Source organism: Pseudoalteromonas sp. NZS11_1 (assembly GCF_015864275.1).
GTDB classification, from domain to species: Bacteria; Pseudomonadota; Gammaproteobacteria; order Enterobacterales; family Alteromonadaceae; genus Pseudoalteromonas; species Pseudoalteromonas arctica.
In genome coordinates this window covers 127,527-150,785 of the sequence record NZ_JADYXK010000003.1, presented here as the reverse complement: position 1 = coordinate 150,785, position 23,259 = coordinate 127,527, and the positions used below count along the sequence as shown (strand labels likewise).

The window sequence follows — 23,259 nt, the reverse complement described above, 5'->3', positions numbered from 1 at the left end:
TGTTCAGTATGAAAAAAGAAGTTAACTCTTCAATGTCGGCGATTAGCGCAGTTTGGTAGCGCACTTGGTTTGGGTCCAAGGGGTCGCAGGTTCAAATCCTGCATCGCCGACCATTTTCTTATCTAATAAGAATAATAAGTAAATTCCTCTAAGTTATAAATCTAAATCTGTTAGCCTATAATTCTATTAAATAATTTCTACTTTAATCCATTCAATGCCTAGTTAGCCTGTTTTTTATTCAGTTAGTCTCTATAGTCCCTTATCTAGTCCAAATAATTGCCCCCTATACTCGACTATCATAAATATTAGGTTATAATGCCGCGTCTATTGTTTAACATAGTGCCCGAAGGGCAAAGCAGCAATGGTATCTCATGGTAGCGACGGATGCTTTTAAGTGTGAAAAACCGCTTAAACTTTATCAAGACTCATGCAGATCACTTTGTTTGTAAAGGAAGGCGAACAGTCGCCAAAATTGAATATTGAGGTAAATCATGCAAGTTTCTGTTGAGACGACCCAAGGCCTTGAGCGCCGTATAACTATCACCGTTCCTTCAGAGAACGTTGAGACCGAAGTAAAAAAACGCCTACAACAACTGTCAAAAACACAGCGTATAGATGGTTTCCGTGCTGGTAAAGTTCCAGTATCTGTAATTAACAAGCGTTTTGGCCCTGCAGTTCGTCAAGAAGTTGCTGGCGAAGTAATGCAACGTAATTACATTGAAGCAATCGTTTCTGAAAAAATCAATCCAGCTGGCGCGCCTACATTCGCACCTAAATCACTTGAAGCAGGTAAAGATTTAGAATTCTCAGCAACGTTTGAAGTTTACCCTGAAGTTGAAGTTCAAGGTTTAGATAAAATTACTGTTGAGAAACCAGCGGTAACAGTGACTGACGAAGATTTAGCTAACATGCTAGAAACACTTCGTAAGCAACACGCAGCTTGGGCTGATGTTGATGCAGCTGCTGGCGAAAACGACCGTGTAACAGTTGATTTCGTAGGTACTATCGACGGTGAAGTATTTGAAGGCGGCAAAGCTGAAGACTTCCCATTAGAACTTGGCCAAGGTCGTATGATCCCAGGTTTTGAAGATAACATCGTAGGTAAAAAAGCAGGCGAAGAAGTAGTTGCTGATGTAACTTTCCCTGATGATTACCACGCTGAAAACTTAAAAGGTAAAGCGGCTCAATTCACTATCACAGTGAAAAAAGTTGAAGCGCAAGAATTACCAGAATTAAGCGAAGAGTTTGCAACTAAATTCGGTGTTACCGAAGGCGGCGTAGACGCGCTTAAAGAAGAAGTTAAAAAGAACATGACACGTGAGCTAGACCAAGCGGTTAAAGCAAGCGTTAAAGACCAAGCAATCAAAGGTCTTTTAGCTAACAACGAAATCGAAGTGCCTAAAGCACTTGTTGATCAAGAAGTTGATGCTCTACGTCAGCAAGCAGCTCAACGTTTTGGCGGCGACGCTCAAAACATGCCAGAGCTTCCAGCTGAATTGTTCCACGAGCAAGCTGTAACACGTGTTAAAACTGGCCTTTTATTAGGTGAAGTGATTAAAGCTAACGAGATTAAAGTTGATGACGCTAAAGTTGAAGCATTAATCGCAACGGTAGCTTCTGCATACGAAGATCCAACTGAAGTAGTAGAATACTACAAAGGTAATGATCAACTTATGCAGCAAATGCGTAATGTAGCAATGGAAGAGCAAGCTGTTGAAGCTATTTTAGCTAAAGCAGTTGTTACTGATGTTGAAAAAGCATTTGATGACATCATGAATCCACAGCAAGGTGCTTAATAAGTCATTGACTTAAGCTCTCGCTAACGATTAAATGGCTCGTGCTACTCTGTTTATACAGCGTGCCCGGGCCATTTTAGTTTTTGGCTCTAAATTTGCGAAAAACGATAACTATGCTTCCTTATAATAAGGATAAGTATAAGCGCATAAGGAATTAAATAAGTATGAATACTGGTATTACAGATCCCCTAAATGCATTGGTCCCAATGGTTGTTGAACAAACACCGAAAGGCGAGCGCTCGTATGATATTTATTCGAGATTATTAAAAGAGCGTATTATCTTTTTAACAGGTCAAGTTGAAGACAACATGGCAAATCTGATTTTAGCGCAAATGCTATTTTTAGAATCAGAAAATCCTGATAAAGATATCTTTTTATACATCAACTCACCAGGTGGTTCAGTAACTGCGGGTATGGCTATTTACGACACAATGAACTTCATCAAACCAGATGTAAGTACAATATGTGTAGGTCAAGCTGCAAGCATGGGTGCTTTTTTACTTACTGCTGGCGCTAAAGGTAAGCGTTTTTGCCTACCAAACTCACGTGTGATGATTCACCAACCATTAGGTGGTTTCCAAGGTCAAGCATCTGACTTTGAAATACATGCTAAAGAAATTCTGTCTATTAAAGCTAAGCTTAATCGCTTAATGGCTGAGCATACAGGCCAACCATTAGATATTATCTCTAAAGACACAGATCGTGATAACTTTATGAGTGCCACGCAAGCTGTAGATTACGGCTTGGTAGACTCTGTGTTTACAAATCGCGACAAAAAGTAAGCGCTTGGCGAGCAGGATTGCCTGTTTGCCACTTTGAGTTACTATGCGAAAACCAATAAATTTTGGTATAGTTAAAGCGTATTGAAATAGCCGCCAACAGTTTTGGTGGCCAACGTAATAAAATGAGGTAGCTGAATGTCTGACACTCCTACAGACGGCGACAAAAGTAATAAATTGTTATACTGCTCTTTTTGTGGCAAAAGCCAACATGAAGTGCGTAAATTAATTGCAGGCCCTTCAGTATACGTTTGTGATGAATGTGTAGAGTTGTGTAACGATATTATCAGGGAAGAGATCAAAGACATTGCTCCTAAGCATGATACGTCTGACAAACTACCTGTACCAAAAGAAATTCGTAAACACTTAGACGATTATGTTATTGGTCAAGATCATGCTAAAAAAGTATTGTCTGTTGCCGTTTATAACCATTATAAACGCCTACGTAACCAATCGACTAAGCAAGACATTGAATTAAGTAAAAGTAATATTTTGCTTATCGGCCCAACAGGTAGTGGTAAAACATTACTTGCAGAAACATTAGCGCGTCTACTTGATGTGCCGTTTACTATGGCCGATGCCACTACATTAACCGAAGCCGGTTATGTAGGTGAAGATGTTGAAAACATCATTCAAAAGCTTTTACAAAAATGCGATTACGATGTTGAAAAAGCGCAACGTGGCATTGTTTACATTGATGAAATTGACAAAATTTCTCGTAAATCAGATAACCCGTCAATTACACGTGATGTATCGGGTGAGGGCGTTCAACAGGCGCTACTTAAACTGATTGAAGGCACCGTTGCTTCTGTTCCACCGCAAGGTGGTCGTAAACATCCACAACAAGAGTTTTTACAAGTAGATACGTCTAAAATCTTGTTTATTTGTGGTGGTGCATTTTCAGGCCTAGATAAAGTAATTGAGCAACGTAGCCATAAAAATACCGGTATCGGTTTTGGCGTTAGCGTAAAAGAATCTGCGGCGAGTCGTTCTTTAAGTGAAACTTTTAAAGACGTAGAACCAGAAGATTTAGTTAAATACGGCTTAATTCCTGAGTTTATAGGTCGTTTGCCAGTAGTTGCTACGTTAACAGAACTTGATGAAGCTGCTCTTGTGCAAATATTGAGTGAACCTAAAAACGCGATTACTAAACAGTTCTCAGTATTGTTTGGTATGGAAGACGTTGAACTTGAGTTTCGCGATGATGCCTTAGCTGCAATTGCCCACAAAGCAATGGAGCGTAAAACAGGTGCACGTGGTCTTCGTTCAATCGTTGAAGGTGTGTTACTTGATACTATGTACGAACTTCCTTCAATGGATGACGTAAGCAAAGTGGTTATTGATGAAACCGTTATTAAAGGTGAGTCAGACCCAATCTTGATTTATGAAAATAATAAACAAGATAAAGCTGCATCAGAATAGTTTTTAAGCTATTTGAATGAAAAAAGGAGCCTTAGGCTCCTTTTTTTATAATTAATTTAATCGAGTATGGGAAAATTGTTGAACTTTAATTAGGTTATCCCCATATACTTGAGTAATCTTTAAAATAAATGAAGTGCGAAGAGAAACTATAATGACGCTTGAGAGAACCGACCGAGTCGAAATCCCAGTCCTTGCACTGCGCGATGTTGTGGTATACCCGCACATGGTGATCCCGCTTTTTGTTGGCCGTGAAAAATCAATAAAATGCCTAGAAGCGGCAATGGACAAAGACAAACAAATTTTCTTGGTTGCACAAAAAGATGCAACTGTAGATGAACCAGAGCAAGATGATATTTATCGTATCGGTACTATTGCCACTGTACTTCAGTTATTAAAATTACCAGACGGTACAGTTAAAGTTTTAGTTGAAGGTACACAGCGCGCACAAATTGAAGAATTTGTAGATAACGATGACTTTTTTGTTGCTAATGCTCAATTTATTGAATCTGATTCGGTAGACGAGAAAGAACAAGATATTTTTATTCGTAGCGCAATTAGCCAGTTTGAAGGCTATGTAAAGCTAAACAAAAAAATTCCACCTGAAGTACTAACTTCAGTTTCAGGTATTGATGAGCCAGCACGCCTTGCCGATACAATGGCAGCTCATATGCCGCTTAAAGTACCTGAAAAGCAAAAAGTGCTCGAAATTTCAAGCGTTACAGAACGTCTTGAATATTTAATGGCATTAATGGAAGGCGAAATAGACTTACTGCAAGTTGAGAAGAAAATTCGTACCCGCGTTAAAAAGCAGATGGAAAAGTCTCAGCGCGAGTATTACCTCAATGAGCAAATGAAAGCCATTCAAAAAGAGCTGGGTGAGCTTGACGATGTACCTGACGAATTTGAAGCACTAAAAAAACGCATCGAAGAATCGGGTATGCCAAGCGAGGCACAAGACAAAGCGACGACAGAGCTTAATAAGCTTAAGATGATGTCGCCAATGTCTGCAGAAGCGACTGTAGTGCGTTCATACATTGATACATTAATTAATGTGCCATGGAAAAAACGCTCTAAAGTGAAAAAAGACTTAGCGGGCGCGCAAAAAATTCTTGATAGCGATCACCACGGCTTAGATAAAGTAAAAGAACGCATTATTGAGTACCTCGCGGTACAACAGCGTACTAATAAGCTTAAAGGGCCAATTTTATGTTTAGTTGGGCCACCAGGTGTTGGTAAAACATCACTTGGGCAATCTATAGCGCGTTCAACTGGTCGTAAGTATGTTCGTATGGCGCTTGGCGGCGTACGTGATGAAGCTGAGATCCGTGGTCATCGTCGTACATATATTGGTTCAATGCCAGGTAAGCTAATTCAAAACATGACAAAAGTGGGCGTTAAAAATCCATTATTTTTGTTAGATGAAATCGATAAAATGTCATCAGACATGCGTGGCGACCCAGCATCAGCACTATTAGAAGTGCTTGATCCTGAGCAAAACAGCCACTTTGCCGATCATTACCTTGAAGTAGATTACGATTTATCTGATGTTATGTTTGTCGCAACATCAAACAGCTTTAACATTCCTGGCCCATTATTGGACCGTATGGAAGTTATTCGTTTATCGGGTTACACCGAAGATGAAAAGCTAAACATTGCAAAAGAGCACTTAATTACTAAACAAGTAAAACGTAACGGCTTAAAAGAGTCTGAAATAGTTATCGAAGATAGTGCAATTATTGGCATTATTCGTTACTACACACGTGAAGCGGGCGTACGTAACCTAGAGCGCGAAATTTCAAAACTATGCCGTAAAGCAGTTAAAAATATCTTACTTGAAAAAGACACTAAAACAGTGACTATCAATCAAGATAACCTAGAAGACTTTTTAGGTGTGCAACGCTTTGATTATGGTAAAGCTGAAGATGGCGACCGTATTGGTCAAGTTACAGGCTTAGCATGGACAGAAGTTGGCGGTGATTTGCTAACAATCGAATGTGCGGCTGTACCAGGTAAAGGTAAACTTACTTATACCGGTTCACTGGGCGATGTAATGCAAGAGTCGATTCAAGCGGCAATGACGGTAGTACGTAATCGCGCAGATACATTTCGTATTAATAGCGATTTTTACGAAAAACGTGATATTCACGTTCACGTACCAGAGGGCGCAACACCAAAAGATGGTCCTAGTGCGGGCGCAGCAATGGTAACAGGTCTTGTATCTAGCTTAACGGGTAACCCTGTACGAGCAGATGTTGCAATGACCGGTGAAATTACGCTACGTGGTGAAGTACTTCCTATTGGTGGCTTAAAAGAGAAATTATTGGCGGCGCATCGTGGTGGAATTAAAACAGTAATCATTCCAAAAATTAACGAACGTGACTTAAAAGAGATTCCAGAGAACGTGCTGGCAGGTCTTGATATTCACCCAGTTACTTGGATTGACGAGGTGTTAAAGCTTGCTTTAGTGCATCCTGTTGAGAGTTTTTCGGTCGAAACACCTAAAAACCAAGAAAAAAGCTAAAAAAAGTGCTTTTTAGGGCTTTTCAAATCTAAACGGTATGATAAGTTAAGCACTGGTTTTCAAGCCTAGCCCTTATGGGGCGTAGGCTTAAGAAAAATATAATCATGTGAGCATTAAAAGTTTGCTCTACAATTTTCAAAAAAGTGATGTTAGTTTAAAAAACCATCGCTCTTGATAATAACAATGAAAGAGGATGATATTGTGAATAAATCTCAATTAATCGATCAAATCGCAGCTGATGCTGACATTTCTAAAGCGGCTGCAGGTCGTGCACTAGATTCATTCATCGAATCTGTATCTGGCGCGCTAAAAGAAGGCGACTCAGTTGCACTTGTTGGTTTTGGTACTTTCTCAGTACGTGACCGTGCTGCACGTTCAGGCCGTAACCCGCAAACTGGTGAAACAATCCAAATTGCTGCTGCAACTATTCCTGCTTTTAAAGCCGGTAAAGCGCTTAAAGACGCAGTAAACTAATCACTGTTTTAAACACATTAGTTATGGCGAGTGTAAAGTTACTGATTCACCACAACAGATGAATTAAGTAACTTTACCGCCAGTTACTTCAAGTGAAAAAGCGTATCTGGTAAGATACGCTTTTTTTACATGTGACAAGGTAAAATACCTTGATCAAAAAGAGATAAACAAATGCTTGAGAAAATCAGAGAAGGTTCGCAAGGACCTGTAGCCAAAATAATTTTAGGCGCGGTGATTTTATCTTTTGCCTTAGCAGGGATCGGTAGTTACTTAGGTCAAACCACAGAACAACCCGTTGCTGAAGTAAATGGAATTAAAATTAGTCAAACCGATTTTAACCGTGCTTACCAAAATGAACGTAGCCGTTTAGAGCAACAATTTGGTGAATATTTTACACAAATTGCCGCTGATCCAAATTACATGGCGCAAATTCGCCAAGGTGTAGTTGACCGCTTAGTACAACAAGAATTGCAATCACAGCTAGCGGCTGATTTAGGCCTTCGCGTAAGCGACGAAAGTGTACGTAAAACAATTTTAGAGCTACCGTACTTTCAAATTGGTGAAAAGTTTAATAACGATCGTTACTTACAAGTAATTCGTCAAATGAACTTTCAACCAGATGCTTTTCGTGAATACTTACGTAAAGATATGACACGTAGTCAGGTTGTATCAGCTGTTGCAGGTACAGACTTTGCCCTAGAGAGCGAGCTCAAAAGCGCAATTGCTCTACAGCAGCAAACTCGTAGTATTGACTACTTAGTCATTAATAAAGAAGCGCTTGCCGCGGACGTAGAAGTATCAGAGCAAGAAGTGTCTGATTACTACGAGCTAAACGCATCACAATTTTTATCTCCAGAGCTTATTTCAGTAAGTTATATTGAGCTTAAAGCAGCAGATATTAATGTTGAATCGGTAACCGAGGATGACGTTAAAGCGTATTACGAGCAAAACAAAGCGCAGTACATAGAACCTGAAAAACGTCGCGTATCACATATCTTAATTGATAACAGTGAAGACGATGATGCAGCAAAAGAAAAAGCCAATGCACTTCATGCACAACTAGAGCAAGGTGCAGACTTTGCTGAGTTAGCAGAATCATCATCTGACGATATCGTTAGTGGCGAAATGGGCGGCGACCTTGAATGGATTGAACGTGACGTAATGGACCCTGCATTTGAAGATGCGACTTTCGCACTGCAAAACAAAGGTGACATTTCTGAGGTTGTTGCTTCTGAGTTTGGTTATCACATAATTAAACTTACAGACATTCAACCACAACAAGTTAAAGCGTATGACGATGTTAAAGCTGACTTACGTGCTGAATTAGAACAAGCTGAAAAAGTAGATGCATTTTACGAAAAGCAAACAGAAATGGGCGCACTTGCATTTGAAATTTCAGACCGCTTAGACGACGCTGCAGAAGTTGCTGAAGTGGAAGTTAAATCTACACCTCTTTTAGCACTTAATGCTCTACCAGAGCCTTTAAACAGCCCTGCAGTTGTAACAGCACTAACATCAGTTGATTTACTTGAGGATAAAGTAAACTCTGAAGTTATTGAGCTTGGTGAGGAGCATGCAATTATTGTTCGTATTAACGAGCATAAACCTGCTGCTACTAAAGCGCTGGATGAAGTAAGCGAGCAAATTAAAGCGCGTTTAGTTAATGAAAAATCATCTGAGCTTGCTAAAGAAAAAGCGCGTAGCTTATTTGCAGAAGTACAAGCAGGTAAGAGCTTAAACGATGTAGCAAACGAGCAAAGCTTGACGGTTCGTCAAGAAGCGCAGTTAACACGTCAAAGCTACACTGTTTCACCTGCTATTGTGACTCAAGCATTTAAAATGGCTCACCCAGCAGATTCTGCGGTAGTTGAGCTTGTTAATTTAAATAATGGTGATGCAGCAATTGTTGCGCTTAAGTCGGTAACAGATGCACAAGTTGCAGCTAATATTGACCCTCAAGCAAAACAAAGCATTACTATGGCGCAAGCTAATAAAAACTACATGGTATTTATTGAAGCGCTTAAAGCCAATGCTGAACTTAACTTACCAACGGCTACACAAACTGTTGAATAATTAATTTTAGCTCATAAAGAAAGGCGCTTTTAAAGCGCCTTTTTTATTGTCTTAAATAAAGTTGGTATATTACCAATTCGCTTAATTAAGTATTATTGCGGATTGGTATTAATTACCTCTGGCAATAAACTCAATCCGATTGCCGCTAGGCTCTCTTATCATCATATGTTGGGTTGGACCTTTACCTAAGTTTTCTGGTGCAAACTCTATAGTAATATTATTTTGCATTTCTAAGTGTGTATGTAGCTCGCTTAACTTTTTGATACTTTCTACACTGAGTGCTAAATGGTGTAAGCCCACATTTTCTGCTCGATTAAACTCCACACGTTTTTCATCATTTTTTACGCGCCATAATGTAATGGTTATTTTATTGTTTGATAAAAAATAAGCGGGGTAGGTTGGATCACTTCCTAGCGTTTTAAAACCAAGTACATCAGTAAAAAATGCTTTGGATGCATTTAAGTTTGATACGGTTAAACCTAAATGATCAACGCCACCAACCCAACTTTTAGAGCTAGAGTTTTCGTCAGCTATTGAGGTTGTTGATAGCAGTAGTAACGCTAATGATGAAATGCCTGTGAGTAATGTTTTTTTTAGCATAGATCCTCTTTATGGTTTTAGTTGTTAAATTGCGCATTTAACAAAGACCTTCATAAAGGAGATTACATTACACGCTAGGCTGCGTTTAGCAGCTAAGTAATCGCTGCGTTACTTTTGATTGGGGGTTTTGAAAAACATCTTCAGTAGGGCCGTATTCAACTACTTCGCCTTTATCGAGTACAACCACATAATCACTGATGTGGCGCACTAGACTTAAATGATGGGTGATCATCACATATGTAAGGCCTGTGTCGCGCTGCAGCTTAAGTAATAAATTCACTATTTGCGCGCGTATAGAAGGGTCTAAAGACGAAACGGCTTCATCAAGCACAATCACCTTAGGATCTAAAATTAATGCACGAGCAAACGCAACACGCTGTAGTTGCCCCACACTAAACATATGCGGATAGTAGTGTTTATGATCGATTAACAAACCCACCTTTGAAAGCGTTGCATCAATCTTTTCAGTGCGTTCACTAGCATCAAGTTCAGTATTATATTGCAGGCAATCATCAAGCATTTCGCCAATGGTTAACCCCGGGTTGAGCGATGCAGCTGAATCTTGAAAAATCATACGAATATGGCGACATTGATTATCGCGTACGCCATTGTCTTCAATAATATTATTCTCGAGCAAAATTTGCCCGCTATCAGCAGTATCAGCTCCAGAAAGTAGTTTTGCTAATGTACTTTTACCTGCACCTGTTTCACCAATTATGGCAATACTTTCGCCTTTACCGACACAAAACGAAATATTTTTAAGTACTTCAAACTTTTTACGTGAAAAAAGCCCAGCTCGCACATTGAATGTTTTAGATAGCGCTTGTACTTTTAGTAGCGGCTGCATTATTTCATGTCCTTAATTAACGGAAAATGGCACGCATAACTATGACCATGATGCTTAGTAAGAGTGGGAGTTACCACGCAGGCTTTTTGTGCTTGCGGGCAGCGTGGCCCGAGGCGGCAGCCAATAGGCAAATGTTGCAGAGTAGGGATAGTCCCTTTAAGTGCATAAAAAGGTTCTTTATGCGCTAAACCTTGTTCGTAGTCAGGCAAGCTTTTTAGTAATGCTTGCGTGTATGGATGGCGAGGCTGTTTAAATATTTCATGGGTTGGGCCTGCTTCAACCATTTGCCCGCAATATAAAACATGAATGCCATGCGACCAATGTGCAATCTCTTCAAGTTCATGAGAGATCATCAAAATAGACATGTTTTTAAGTTGGTTTAAGCTTTTTAGTAATCTAAATACTTGTGCGCGAGTTGTGCTCTCAAGCGCTGTAGTTGGCTCATCTGCTATCAATAGCTTTGGAGTGCGGGCAATGGCCATTGCAATCATTACTTTTTGGCATACGCCCTCTGAGAGCTCATGAGGGTAACTACTTAATACCGCTTCGTGGTTTTTAATGCCCACCTTATGAATAAGCGCTTTTACTCTGTCTTTTCTCTCGCGGTTGCGCTTTAAAAAGAAACCTTTAGTTGCGATCTCTGGGAGTGTTTCGGCAATTTGGTCAAATATTTTAGCGGTTGGGTCAAGGCAGCGACTTGGATCTTGATAGATCATCGCTATATCTTGGCTTACTATTTTACGGCGTTTCTCTGGGCTTAAACGCATTAAGTCTACGCCGCGCCAATGAATACGGTCGGCAGTAATGTCCCAGCGTTCGTTCAATACACCAATAATCGCTTTTGCTATTAGACTTTTACCAGAGCCAGACTCGCCTACAAGCGCATGTACTTCGCCCTCTTTTAAGCTAAAGCTCACTCTGTCTACGGCTCTAATTACAGTTTCAGAGGTACGTAGTTCAATTGTTAAGTTACGAACATCGAGTAATTGCATTTAATCAGCCTTACGTGCTTTTAGCACTTGTCGCAGGCCATCGCCTACTAAATTAGTAGATAACACGGCTAAAAATAACAGTACACCAGGTAGTGCTACAGTCCACGGTGCTAAATAAATGAGGCCTAGGTTTTCGGCTAATATTGCGCCCCATTCGGTCGTCGGTGGCTGAGCCCCTAATTTTAAAAATCCCAGTGCTGAAATATCTAATATAGCGGTAGAAAGCGCCATCGTGAATATAACCACAATGTGCTCATAAATATTAGGGAAAATACCGCGCGATATAATATGCCAATTAGACGCACCATCGAGTCTAAACGCAGTAATGTAGTCTTTACTTAATTCATCAACAATCAAGTTACGCACTGAGTGAATAAATTGCGGCAGTAGCGCTAAAATAATTGCCCATACCGTATTCATTAAACCCGGGCCGAGTATGGCGATTATTATTATTGCCAATAACAAAGAAGGAATAGAAAGCGTTATATCAAGTAAGTGATTTAAAAAGCTTGAACGCAGTCCTTTACTAATCCCTGCAAAAGTACCCACTAATACACCAAAAATAGTCGTGATTAGGGCGGCTACAACAGAGAGGCCAAATGTATACGTAGCACCATTCATTAAGCGCGAGAGTACATCACGGCCTAAATCATCGGTACCTAAAAGAAAGCGTACATCGCCCATTTCTCGCCACGATGGCGGAATAAGCAGTGCATCACTGTGTTGTTGGTTTACACCATACGGGGCTAAAAAAGGAGCGGTGGCGGCTAATAGTGCAAACGCCATAAATATCCATAAACCAACCAAAGCAGGGTGGTTATTTTTAAACTTTCGCCAAAATCGCGCCAGTGGCGATTTATTCGACTCTTCAGAAAATAAATTAAACTTTGCCATGGGCCTGATTCCGCGAGAGTGGATCGAATAAAGTGTAAGTAAGCTCAGCTGTAATAGAAGCTAAAATAACAAATAAAGACACTGCCATTAACCCGCCTTGAATTGCAGGAAAGTCACGCTGATAAATACTATCGATTAACCATCGGCCAATACCCGGCCACGAAAAAATAACTTCGGTAATCATCGCAAGCGTTATTAGCGTACTAAATTGCAAACCAATTTGCTTAATTACCGGCAGTAATGCATTACGCAGTGCATGGTGCATGATAAGTTGGCGGCGGTTAAGGCCTTTTGCCCTAGCTGTTTTAATAAAGTTTTGATCCATTACTTTAAGCATAGACTCGCGAGTAAAGCGCACTAATACAGTGGTTGGATACATAGCCAGTACAATAGTCGGAAGTGTTAAATGGCGCAGCGCATCAACAAAGGCCATTCCTTTATATGGAAAGCCAGCCAGTGCAATATCAATTAAAATAAATCCAGTACTGGCGGGTATTTCGTAAAGGAGCCCCATTCTGCCCGACATAGGAAACCAGCCAAGCTTTAATGAAAAAACCATTATTAATAACAATGCGAGCCAAAATACAGGCATTGAATAACCCACCATAGTGGTAGAGTTTATAAGCTTGTCGGGCCAACGTTTATGATACCCAGAGCCTAAAATGCCAGTCGGTACACCAATAACAACCGATACAATTAATGCGTATACGCTTAGCTCTAAAGTAGCTGGTAGCAAATCAACAATATGGCTAAACACACTATTACCAGAGGCAAACGAAAGCCCCCAATCACCCTGAAATATTCGCCCTAAAAAGGCAATGTATTGCATAAAGTAATTGCTGTTATATAAATATTTGTCTTCAAGCTCACTATGCTGTGCAAAGTTACTACTTGGTATGCCGCTTAAATTACTTAGCGGATCACCGGGAAATAAATACGCCAGTGAAAACGTAAATACGCTGAGCATCAGTATCATAAAAAAGAACAAACCAAGGCGACGTAAAATATAATCTAAGATCATTATTTCTTCCTCGCATTGGCAAGCGAAATAGCGCCAAATGGGCCAAGTGTTATGCCTTCCACGTCGGCGCTACTCGCTTGAAAGCGCAGGCCATGAGCAATCGGTAATAACGGCAGCTCTTGAATAATTAAGCTTTGTGCGTCTTCGTAGTATTTTTTACGTTTGTTTAAATCAGTGGTGTCTAGTGCTTGAGTGAGCAATAAGTCAAATTGGGGATTACACCAGTTTGCTGGGTTTTTACCACTAAAAGTAGCGGTACAACTCAGCAGTGGGCTAAAAAAGTTATCAGGATCGGGTGTATCTGCGGCCCAACCAAGTAATACACTGTCGTGCCTATGCTCGCCAATACGTTGAATAAACGTGTTCCATTCATATTCTACAATGCTTACATTAACGCCCACTTTGCGTAAATCACTCTGCATAAGCTCAGCCATTTTACGCGCATTAGGGTTATAAATACGACTCACAGGCATAGCCCATATCGTCATATCAAAGCCGTCAGGTAAGCCTGCTTCAATTAGTAACTTTTTAGCAAGTTCTGGATCAAACGTAGGTATATCTTCTTGTGGCTCAAACGCCCAAGAGGTTGGCGGCAAAATAGATTGTGCGCGAGTACCGTTACCGTAATAAACCGCCTGCATTATTTTATCTACATCTATTGCATGTGCGAGTGCTTGGCGTACGCGTAAGTCGTCAAACGGGGCACGTTCTGTATTAAACGCCCAATAACCTATGTTTAAGTTCGTTTCTTTTTCAACGTTTATATCATCACGTTGCGCTAAAATACTCAATTGCGCACTACTTGGATGAGCCGTTACATCGCACTCTTTAGTCAGCATTTTTGCTATACGCGTAGTGCCGTTAGGGGTTATGTCGTAAACCAATTGTTCAAGTGCAACGTCGTGCTTCCAGTAAAGTGGATTACGGTAAAAGCGTACAAGGTGATCTCGGCGGTATTCTTTGTAAATATACGGGCCGGTGCCAATAGGGTACTGATCAAATAAGTTTTCTTGGTTTTTTTTCTTAAGTTCCATGGCGTATTCTTCTGAAAGTACCACGGCAAAGTCGGTGGCCATATTAGCTAAAAAGCTGCTTTCAGGATTAAACAATTCAAAACGCACTTGGTAGTCAGACACGCGCACAATTTTACGAATAAGTTGATCAATCCCCACACTTTGAAAATACGGGTAATTGGCATCGCCCACAAAGTGATATGGATTGTATACATCGAATAATCGGCTAAAGGTGAATATAACGTCGTCGGCGTTAAAATCCCGCGATGGGGTAAAATAAGAAGTTGTATGAAACTTTACATCTTTACGCAAGGTAAAGGTAACCGATTTACCATCTTTACTAATTTTCCAATCGGTTGCTAACTCACTTTGAAATTCTGCCGTAACAGGGTCAATGCTAATTAAACGGTCGTATAATTGGTTAGCAATTATATCAATAGTTGAACCGGTGGTCGTGACTTGCGGATTAAACGACACAGGGTTAGCTTCAGCGCAATAAACTAAGCCTTGGTTTTTTTCTTCTATGATTTCTTCTTTGCTATCAAGGCAACCAACTAAAGTGGTGGCAAGCAAAACAAGTAATAATTTATGCACCCGCATAACCTCTGACTATTGTTGATCCAACAAGTTGTATTTTTTAAGATAACCACGTAATTGATGATACGTTAAACCAAGTACTTCTGCAGTTTTCTTTTGATTAAATTGGCTATGTTCGAGCGCTTTATTAATCATGTTTATTTCAAAGTCGCTAGAACGCTCTTTTAAGCTGCACGGAAATTGAATATCAACGGCTGAATCATTGCTTGTTTGAGTAATCGGCGGCGCAACAACAATAGGCTCGGCGTTAACAGTTTGAGCCGCTATAGGTGCTTTAATGCGCGCTTTTGGTCTAAATGGGCTATCGAATGGGTCTAAAATAATCTGGTGAACGGGGATATGTTCACTACCGTGGCGATACAAACTGCGTTCAACCACATTTTTAAGTTCACGAATATTACCAGGCCAATCATAACTAAGCAGTGTTTCTGTTGCGCTTCGGGTAAAACCGCTAAACAGTTCCCACTCTAAATCGCGCGCCATATTCATCGCAAACTGCTCAGCAAGAAGCATAATATCGTCTTGGCGTTCGCGCAGTGGCGGCAGGGTAATTACATCAAAGGCAAGGCGATCGAGTAAGTCACTTCTAAATTCACCTTGCTCAGCTAAATAAGGAAGATCTTCGTTTGTAGCACACACTAAGCGTGTATCTACTTTTACAGTTTGTTTGCCGCCAACACGTTCAAACTCACCGTATTCTATAACGCGCAGCAATTTTTCTTGTACCATAGCTGAGGTATTAGCTAATTCATCTAAAAACAGTGTGCCGCTGTTAGCGCGTTCAAAACGACCTTCGTGGCGTTTGCTTGCCCCCGTAAAAGCCCCGCTTTCGTGGCCAAACAATTCACTTTCGAGTAAGTTTTCGTTAAGTGCTGCACAGTTAAGTTTTACGTAGTTTTGATCCCAACGCTTTGATAAAAAGTGTAAGCGTGCTGCTATTAGCTCTTTACCTGTGCCGCGTTCACCAATAATAAGTACCGGTTTATCTAAATTAGCCAGTTGCGATACCTGATCTAATACAGACAGAAAGCTATCTGATTGGCCGAGTAAATTATCCTGTTGGCGATATTGGCTCATATTTCCTAACTCTTGGTCATTTTTACTAACAGTTAGTGTATTTCATAAGTAGGGATAACTAAAGAAATTTGTATATTTAGTTTAACGTAATGAAAATAAAGTGTATTTTAACTTTTAAAAAGTTGGCAAGCATATTGATACTAGTTATAGCAGACTAACTACGTTTTAATTACAGAGGTAAATGTTATGGGAATTTTTTCACGTTTTGCAGATATTGTTAATTCTAATATCAACGCCATTTTAGATAAAGCAGAAGACCCAGAAAAAATGGTTCGTCTGATTATTCAAGAAATGGAAGATACGCTTGTTGAAGTACGTTCTACATCAGCTAAAACATTGGCTGAGAAAAAAGAAATTGTACGCCGCTTAGATACGCTTAAGGCACAGGTAAGCGATTGGCAAGATAAAGCCGAACTGGCTTTAAGTAAAGACCGCGACGATTTAGCGCGCTCAGCCCTGCTTGAAAAGCAAAAGTCGGCAGATGCCGTTGCTTCAGTCGCTAGTGAACTTGAACATGTAGAGTCTCATATTGAGAAGCTACAGCAAGAAGTAACGACACTACAAGAAAAGCTAGCAGATGCGAAATCTCGTCAAAAAGCAATTATACTTCGCCAACGTTCGGCTGAGTCGCGTCTTGAAGTGAAAAAGACACTTGATAGTTCAAAAGTAGAAGACGCACTTAACCGCTTTGAACGTTACGAAACCAAAATTGATGGACTAGAATCTCAAATTGAGTCTTACGATTTAGGTAAAAAGACGTTAGCGGACGAAATTGCTAATCTACAAAAAAATGAAAAGATAGATGATGAGCTAGCCGAACTTAAAAAGAAGCTAGCTGATAAATAATTTATAAAGGGGCACTTAAAGTGCCCCACTGCTTAAAAACATCAAAACGGATTGTCAGGAGAGGATTATGTTTGATTCAGACGTAATAATTGTACCATTTGTTATATTTATGATTTTTGTTGCCCCGCTGTGGTTAATTTTACATTACCGTAGCAAAAAACAAGTAAGCCAAGGTTTAAGTGAACACGAACATCGCCAGTTACTTGAGCTTGCACATAAAGCCGAAAAAATGGCAGACAGGGTTGAAACACTTGAAGCATTACTTGATCAAGAGTCACCACAATGGAGACGCAAAGTATGAGTGCCAAACGCGAATTATTAAGAGACCCACAACGCGGTAAAATAGCCGGAGTATGTGCGGGATTAAGTGACTACTTTAATATGGAGTTATGGTTAGTTCGCATTATATTTGTTAGTGCGGTACTGCTAACGGGTGGCCCATTATTTGTGGTAGCGTATATTGCAGCCTGGTTCATTTTAGATAAAAAAGAGCCCGCAACAGTGCAAACTAAAAGCTCAACTAAAACTGACGATCCGCTAGAAGTAAAATTTAAAGTATGGCAAAAGGGCGAGCCACCGCGCCGCGCATTGCAAGATTTAAAAGAGCGTTTAACGCGTGTAGATACTCGCCTTCAAGATATGGAGCGCCATGTAACTTCAAGCGAGTTTACGGTGAGCCGTGAAATTAACAAACTTTAAAGGATTTAATAGCACCTTATTTGCAGCGTGATAAATTACGGCAAATTAGGTGCAAGACACTTTATGAGCCAATCATTTGCAAAAAAGACCTTTAAAAGTATTAAAGGCAAAGCACAAAAAGCCCTTCATCGCAGTTTAGACCAACACGTAAAACTTGCCGTAACTGGCCTAAGTGGTAGTGGTAAAACAGCCTTTATTACCGCGCTTGTTAAACACTTAACAACCCAAGCGGACGATAAAAACTTACCTTTTTTTGATGTAATGCGCGAGCACCGCCATGTGGCCACTAAAGTTGTGCCGCAAGAGGCGTTAAAAGTTCCTACGTTTAATTATACGCGCGCGCTAAATTCATTATTACCCAGCGATGGGATGCCTACATGGCCTGCATCAACCGAGCGGATTAATACGCTGCGCTTGGCAATAAAGTATCAAAGTAATGCAGGGCTGCGCGGCCACTTTTCGCCGCAATCAACGCTTTATTTAGATATTATTGACTACCCGGGTGAATGGCTCCTTGATTTACCTATGCTTGAGCAAAGCTATGCTCAATGGTGCGAGCAGCAATATCCGTTATTAACTCAGCCTTCGCGCGCAAACACATCAAGTGATTTTTTAATGGCCGTTGAGCAACTTGACTTAAACGCTCCCGTTGATGAAAACGCACTTGCCCATATTGCTCAGCTTTATCAAAGCATGTTAGTCGGGCTTAAAAAAGACACCAAACTTGCCATGTTACAACCTGGGCGCATGCTAATGCCTGGCGACTTACAAGGCGCGCCATTGTTATTGTTTTTTCCGGTATCGGGTAAAGTAAATAGTGACGATGTCGTTGCGGGTTCTAATTTAGCGCATTTAATTAAGCGCTTTAACGCCTATATAAAAGAAGTTGTAAAACCATTTTATAATGAGCACTTTAGGCACTTCGATCGCCAAATTGTACTTGTAGATGTACTTAGTGCATTAAACGAAGGGCACGAAACACTCCAAGAGCAAAGCAGTGTAATAAACCAATTACTCGCACACTTTAACTATGGTGAATCGGGCTTTTTTAAACGTTTATTTAAGCCCAACATAGACAAAATATTATTTGCAGCTAATAAGTCAGATCATATAAGTGCTAAGCACCATAAAGATTTAGCACTGCTACTTGATTCGCTCGTGCATGAGCAAAGTAATCACTTAAAGTTTGATGGTGTAAAAATAGAAACCATGGCTATGTCGTCAATTACAGCAACGCAGCCGCGCCAAATTACCGACAAAGGTCAAACACTTGACTGCATTTACGGCAAACCATTATACGAGCCTGATTGGCTTACCTATTTACCGCCGCAACCTCCCTCGCGGATGCTTAATAAAAGTGAGTGGCCAGCACAGGGATTTGAGTTTTTATCGTTCTCTCCAATGCCGAGCCCCGATAAACAACTAAAACATATTCGATTAGATCATGTCATGCAGTACCTGCTAGGAGACAAATTAACATGAGTGAGTCAAACCAACCATTTCAAGCAGGGCGTCGCATAGATACGCAAAGCATTGAGCAAAACGAACCCGTTTTAGCACCTGCAAAAATTATTCAGCACGGACAAAGTGATTACGAAGAACTTGAAGAAGATGAAGCACTAGAGCCAGAAATAGATCTAGAACCTGTGTACAAAAAGTCAAAGTGGCAAACGCTCAAAGGTGTTTTTGCTATTAGTTTTATAGTGCTGGTGCTTTTAGAGTTTGCATACTCGTTATTATTTGCTTTCGAGCAGTCAATTATTTTAGGCAGTGTTTATTTAACCGCGGTTGTAAGTGGTGTGCTGCTAATAGGGCGCTTATTGTGGCGAGAGTACCGAATGCTGCGCAGTTTAAAGCGTAACCAATTGCACCGAGTTGAAGCCGACAGGCTTTTAAACAGCGAGCAAGTAGGCGGTGCATTACCTTGGCTCGAAAAGCTCAATAAACATCAGGAGCTTGATAACTTTGAAACCTTTAAAAACCAAGTAGCGACGCATCACAGCGACAAAGAAATAATGACGCTGTACGCCAATAGTTTATTAATAACCCAAGACACCAAAGCTAAAAAGCTTATAAATCGTTTTGCGACAGAATCTGCACTGCTAGTTGCCCTAAGCCCACTTGCGCTGGTGGATATGATGGCTGTGCTTTGGCGCGGTACTAAGTTAATAGAACAAATTGGTAAAATTTACGGCATTGGTTTTGGCTACGCGAGCCGTATAAAGTTATACCGTATGCTGATAAAACAAGTAATGTTTGTAGGCAGTGCTGAGCTTGTATCTGACCTTGCTGCAACTGCACTAAGTGCTGAGCTTTTAGGTAAGCTTTCGGGGCGGGCAGCGCAAGGTGTCAGCGCCGGTATTTTTACAGCGCGTATTGGTTACAAAGCAATGGAGCTTAGTCGCCCATTACCACGGCTTGAAAACAAACGCAGCTTGTTAAAAGGCACTGTGCAAAGCATCGCAGGTAAAATTATGAGCCGCAAAAAGGCGGAGTCAACACACTAGGGTCTGTTGAACTTTCTAGGTTAAATTTGCGGCAGTCTGTTTGGTATTTAGGCAAGGCAGAGCCTATGTAGTGTGGTTATTCCCCATAAATGGGTGATAACGTAGCATTAATGCCAAACAGGCGCTGCCCAAAGGTTCTTCCTAGGGGCTATTTACTCTTCGTTGCTCGGTTTTTACTTAGCCCACTAGGTTACAAACCTCGCGCCGCGATTAAATAACCCCTAGTTTGAACAAATTTTAATCCGCAAAGATCAACAGACCCTAGATTAGCAGTGGCAATATTTGTGTACAAACGTGCGCTGCACGGTTTTTACACAAATAGCCATCTGAGCATCCGGCATGCTTGCTGTTTGTAAGCGCATACGTTTTGATTGTTGAATCGCAAAAACATAATAATCAAAAAATGAGCCTACAATGAGCAAGCATCATATAAACACCCAGTGTATTCACGGACCACAAAAAGCAAACGACCCGCACGGCGCACTCACTTCTCCTTTGTATCAAACCTCTACCTTTCATTTTGAAAATGCCGCACAAGGTGCTGCGCGTTTTGCAGGCGACGAACCTGGCTATATTTATACGCGTTTAGGAAACCCTACAACCACAGAACTTGAACAAAAAGTTGCTCAACTCGAGAGTTGTGAAGCAGCAGCTGCAACCGCAACGGGTATGGGGGCTGTATCTGCCTCAGTACTGAGCTTTTTATCGCAAGGAGATCACCTTGTTGCTTCAAGTGCTTTGTATGGTTGTACCTTTGCGTTTTTCTCGCATATGTTGCCGCGCTGGGGAATCGAAGTCACTTTTGTTGATATGACCAACGAGGACGAACTACGCGCTGCCATCAAACCTAATTCAAAAATGATATTTGTAGAAACGCCAATCAACCCCACTATGGCGGTGATTGATTTGGCACTCATTGGCGCAGTTGCTAAAGAGCACAATTTAATTAGTGTGGTCGACAACACCTTTTTAACACCGCTACTGCAATCGCCTAAAAAATACGGTATCGACATTATAATGCACAGTGCGACCAAGTACTTAAACGGCCACGGAGACGTAGTTGCCGGTATTGTATGTGGATCGCTTGAGCACATAACACACATTAAAATGACCGTACTAAAAGACATTGGTGCAACTATAAGCCCGCACGATGCATGGCTAATTAATCGAGGCCTAAAAACACTCGCTATTAGAATAGAGCGCCATTGTCAAAGCGCACAAACAATAGCCGAATATCTAGAAGCGCACCCACAAGTAAGCACCGTATATTACCCGGGGCTTAAATCGCACCCAGGTTATAAGTTTATTGGTAATCAAATGAAAGCCGCTGGTGGTGTTATTGCGTTTGAAATAAAAGGCACGCTACAAGATGGCGCACAATTTATTGATAGTATGAAACTTTGTACACTTGCAGTAAGCCTTGGCGACGCTGAAACACTGATTCAGCATCCTGCATCTATGACTCACTCGCCTTATACGCCAGAGGAGCGAGCCGCCGCTGGAATAAGTGATGGGCTGATCAGACTCTCGGTTGGGCTTGAAGATGTTAACGACATTATTAGTGATTTAAACCAAGCTTTTACTAAAATTGGTTAGGTGTAATTAATTGTATACACATAAAAACAAGCTACAGGCCTTTATTTGAAGGTCTGTATTTTTAGTGTGCCACAGGTGTAATTTTAACTTTACGATTAGGGTGATCGCGACAAATACTGATGTTAGCCTATCTATTAAACTTTTCTTCACTTTTGCATAGTATGGGGTCATTCGATATTCAATAGGTTTGAGTATCACACTGACACCGATTTAGGGCTCACACCCAAGAAGGTACTTATGGCTAAAGCAAGTAAATACACATCCAAAACACCAGACGAAAATGGTGTTATACATTGGAGTGATGAAGAAAATAAAATTTGGTCTGAGCTTGTAGCGCGCCAACTTGCATGCATTGAAGGCAAAGCCTGCAACGAGTACATGCAAGGGTTAAAAAAGATTAACCTGCCGCACGATCGTATCCCGCAGTTAAGCGAACTAAACGAAGTGTTACTAGCCACTACCGGTTGGCAAGTTGCACCAGTACCTGCGCTTATCGACTTTGATGAGTTTTTTAGATTACTGGCAAACAAGCAGTTTCCGGTAGCTACATTTATTCGTAGCCGCGAAGAATTTGACTACCTACAAGAGCCAGATATTTTTCATGAAATATTTGGCCATTGCGCCATGCTAACTAACCCTGACTTTGCCGAGTTTACGCATAAGTACGGGCAATTAGGTTACGCAGCGCAGAAAAAAGACCGTGTATACCTTGCGCGTATATACTGGTTTACGGTTGAATTTGGTTTAATGCAAACCGAAGATGGCCTGCGTATTTACGGCGGTGGCATTTTATCAAGTCCAGGTGAAACTCAGTACGTATACTCAAACACGCCAGAAATTAGCCCAATGAATGTGCTTGATGTACTGCGTACGCCGTACCGTATTGATATTATGCAACCACAGTACTACACCATAAATTCGATTCATGATCTGTTTGATATATCGCAAATGGATATTATGACTTTGGTTGAGCGAGCTAAAGAGCTTGGCTTGCACGACCCAAAATTTCCACCAAAAGAAAAATTAGCCAGTTAAACATTAATGCTAAAAAAGCTAAAAGTAAGGATTTAGAATGTCTTCATTAAGTGCACAAAAATGCGAAGCCTGTCATGTAGATGCGCCAAAAGTATCTGACGAAGAGTTAGCGCAATTAATTACTAAAATTCCAGACTGGGTACCAGAAGTACGCGACGGTATTATGCAGCTTGAGCGTGTTTATAAATTTAAAAACTTTAAACAGGCTATCGCATTTACTAACAAAGTAGGCGACATGGCAGAAGACGAAGGCCATCACCCAGGTTTATTAACCGAGTGGGGCAAAGTAACGGTTACATGGTGGAGCCATTCAATTAAAGGCCTACACAAAAACGATTTTATTTGCGCAGCTAAAACAGACGACGTATTTAACGCGCTGTAAAGAAAACTAATTGGGCAAACCAACAAAAGCACTTATTTTATAAGTGCTTTTTTGGTTTTGGGAGGTCATTGCTAACAATGAGCAGCTC

21 protein-coding genes and 1 tRNA gene are annotated in these 23,259 nt (G+C 40.8%); 15 read left to right on the top strand and 7 right to left on the bottom strand.

The features are described 5' to 3' along the window. Positions 1-36 precede the first annotated feature (36 nt). The 7 genes from I6F44_RS04475 (at position 37) to I6F44_RS04445 (ending at position 9,065) form a co-directional block, all read left to right on the top strand. A tRNA-Pro gene (locus I6F44_RS04475) sits at positions 37-113 on the top strand. A gap of 378 nt (positions 114-491) precedes the next feature. Further along, a complete protein-coding gene (gene tig, locus I6F44_RS04470; protein WP_007580935.1) occupies positions 492-1,796 on the top strand; it encodes a trigger factor in 1,305 nt (434 codons plus the stop codon). Positions 1,797-1,960: 164 nt separating this feature from the next. Further along, positions 1,961-2,578 carry an ATP-dependent Clp endopeptidase proteolytic subunit ClpP gene (gene clpP / locus I6F44_RS04465; RefSeq protein WP_024590978.1) on the top strand — a complete coding sequence of 206 codons (618 nt, stop codon included), beginning with the start codon at positions 1,961-1,963 and terminating at the stop codon, positions 2,576-2,578. Positions 2,579-2,713: 135 nt separating this feature from the next. Beyond that, a complete protein-coding gene (gene clpX / locus I6F44_RS04460) occupies positions 2,714-3,997 on the top strand; it encodes an ATP-dependent protease ATP-binding subunit ClpX (RefSeq protein ID WP_002958344.1) in 1,284 nt (427 codons plus the stop codon). 151 nt (positions 3,998-4,148) lie between these two features. Next, positions 4,149-6,518 (top strand): endopeptidase La, encoded by a 2,370-nt coding sequence (gene lon, locus I6F44_RS04455; RefSeq protein ID WP_010553844.1) that lies wholly within the window; start codon positions 4,149-4,151, stop codon positions 6,516-6,518. 183 nt (positions 6,519-6,701) lie between these two features. After that, positions 6,702-6,992, top strand: coding sequence for an HU family DNA-binding protein (locus tag I6F44_RS04450; protein WP_157823336.1), 291 nt, complete (start codon positions 6,702-6,704; stop codon positions 6,990-6,992). A 171-nt stretch (positions 6,993-7,163) separates the two neighbouring features. After that, positions 7,164-9,065, top strand: a complete 1,902-nt coding sequence (locus I6F44_RS04445) for a SurA N-terminal domain-containing protein (RefSeq protein WP_101163092.1) — start codon at positions 7,164-7,166, stop codon at positions 9,063-9,065. A gap of 108 nt (positions 9,066-9,173) precedes the next feature. On the opposite strand, the gene I6F44_RS04440 is transcribed toward I6F44_RS04445, so the two are convergent. From I6F44_RS04440 to pspF, 7 genes are all read right to left on the bottom strand, one after another. Further along, on the bottom strand, positions 9,174-9,665 hold the full coding sequence (locus I6F44_RS04440) for a VOC family protein (protein WP_197120707.1): 492 nt from the start codon (positions 9,663-9,665) through the stop codon (positions 9,174-9,176). 85 nt (positions 9,666-9,750) lie between these two features. Next, complete coding sequence (locus tag I6F44_RS04435) at positions 9,751-10,512, bottom strand: ATP-binding cassette domain-containing protein (protein ID WP_010553756.1); 762 nt, start codon at positions 10,510-10,512, stop codon at positions 9,751-9,753. Next, positions 10,512-11,504: a peptide ABC transporter ATP-binding protein gene (locus tag I6F44_RS04430; RefSeq protein ID WP_007580952.1), complete on the bottom strand. Its 993-nt coding sequence runs from the start codon at positions 11,502-11,504 to the stop codon at positions 10,512-10,514. Before I6F44_RS04430 ends, I6F44_RS04435 begins: the two co-directional genes overlap by 1 nt. Continuing rightward, positions 11,505-12,398: an ABC transporter permease subunit gene (locus I6F44_RS04425; protein WP_024592757.1), complete on the bottom strand. Its 894-nt coding sequence runs from the start codon at positions 12,396-12,398 to the stop codon at positions 11,505-11,507. It lies immediately after the preceding gene. Further along, positions 12,385-13,419, bottom strand: coding sequence for an ABC transporter permease (locus I6F44_RS04420; RefSeq protein ID WP_007580956.1), 1,035 nt, complete (start codon positions 13,417-13,419; stop codon positions 12,385-12,387). Before I6F44_RS04420 ends, I6F44_RS04425 begins: the two co-directional genes overlap by 14 nt. Then, a complete protein-coding gene (locus tag I6F44_RS04415; RefSeq protein ID WP_024607851.1) occupies positions 13,419-15,026 on the bottom strand; it encodes an ABC transporter substrate-binding protein in 1,608 nt (535 codons plus the stop codon). Before I6F44_RS04415 ends, I6F44_RS04420 begins: the two co-directional genes overlap by 1 nt. Positions 15,027-15,041: 15 nt before the next feature. Further along, positions 15,042-16,106, bottom strand: coding sequence for a phage shock protein operon transcriptional activator (gene pspF, locus I6F44_RS04410; protein WP_197173351.1), 1,065 nt, complete (start codon positions 16,104-16,106; stop codon positions 15,042-15,044). Positions 16,107-16,292: 186 nt separating this feature from the next. Between pspF and pspA the strand changes: the two genes are divergently transcribed. The 8 genes from pspA to I6F44_RS04370 all read left to right on the top strand — a co-directional run bounded on the left by pspA (position 16,293) and on the right by I6F44_RS04370 (position 23,171). Beyond that, positions 16,293-16,952: a phage shock protein PspA gene (gene pspA / locus I6F44_RS04405; protein ID WP_002958333.1), complete on the top strand. Its 660-nt coding sequence runs from the start codon at positions 16,293-16,295 to the stop codon at positions 16,950-16,952. A gap of 67 nt (positions 16,953-17,019) precedes the next feature. Continuing rightward, on the top strand, positions 17,020-17,253 hold the full coding sequence (pspB, locus tag I6F44_RS04400) for an envelope stress response membrane protein PspB (RefSeq protein ID WP_002958332.1): 234 nt from the start codon (positions 17,020-17,022) through the stop codon (positions 17,251-17,253). Beyond that, positions 17,250-17,651: an envelope stress response membrane protein PspC gene (gene pspC, locus I6F44_RS04395; RefSeq protein ID WP_007580963.1), complete on the top strand. Its 402-nt coding sequence runs from the start codon at positions 17,250-17,252 to the stop codon at positions 17,649-17,651. Before pspB ends, pspC begins: the two co-directional genes overlap by 4 nt. 63 nt (positions 17,652-17,714) lie before the next feature. After that, entirely contained in the window at positions 17,715-19,133 is a 1,419-nt protein-coding gene (locus I6F44_RS04390) for a YcjX family protein (RefSeq protein ID WP_197173350.1), read from the top strand. Then, on the top strand, positions 19,130-20,158 hold the full coding sequence (locus I6F44_RS04385; protein WP_197173349.1) for a YcjF family protein: 1,029 nt from the start codon (positions 19,130-19,132) through the stop codon (positions 20,156-20,158). The genes I6F44_RS04390 and I6F44_RS04385 overlap by 4 nt, the downstream gene beginning before the upstream one ends. Before the next feature lie 414 nt (positions 20,159-20,572). Continuing rightward, a complete protein-coding gene (gene megL, locus I6F44_RS04380; protein WP_007580969.1) occupies positions 20,573-21,754 on the top strand; it encodes a methionine gamma-lyase in 1,182 nt (393 codons plus the stop codon). 237 nt (positions 21,755-21,991) lie between these two features. Beyond that, positions 21,992-22,789, top strand: coding sequence for a phenylalanine 4-monooxygenase (gene phhA / locus I6F44_RS04375; RefSeq protein ID WP_002958327.1), 798 nt, complete (start codon positions 21,992-21,994; stop codon positions 22,787-22,789). A gap of 37 nt (positions 22,790-22,826) precedes the next feature. After that, positions 22,827-23,171 (top strand): 4a-hydroxytetrahydrobiopterin dehydratase, encoded by a 345-nt coding sequence (locus I6F44_RS04370; protein WP_002958326.1) that lies wholly within the window; start codon positions 22,827-22,829, stop codon positions 23,169-23,171. The last annotated feature ends 88 nt before the right edge of the window (positions 23,172-23,259 follow it).